Genomic DNA, 211 nt, shown 5'->3' with positions numbered 1-211 from the left:
CGGACCGGGCGGGGGCGACGGCTCCGAGGGCCCGGTCTTCGTCGACGAGTCCGGGCGCCGCCGCAGCCGCTTCCGCCGGCTCGGCATGACCGTCTCCCTGGCCTGCGCGGTCTACGCGGTGGTCATCGTCGCCACCCTGCTGTCCGGCAACTCCGACGCGCCCTGGCTGCCGGTCGAGGTCCCCGGGAGGAAACCGGCCGGCAAGGTCGAC

At 75.8% G+C, this 211-nt stretch carries 1 pseudogene; it reads left to right on the top strand.

From position 1 onward, the window contains the following. A pseudogene (locus SZN_RS37450) lies at positions 1–211 on the top strand (hypothetical protein); the annotation flags it as partial.

This window comes from Streptomyces zinciresistens K42 (assembly GCF_000225525.1).
GTDB lineage: Bacteria > Actinomycetota > Actinomycetes > Streptomycetales > Streptomycetaceae > Streptomyces > Streptomyces zinciresistens.
This window is presented reverse-complemented; position numbering and strand designations above follow the sequence as displayed.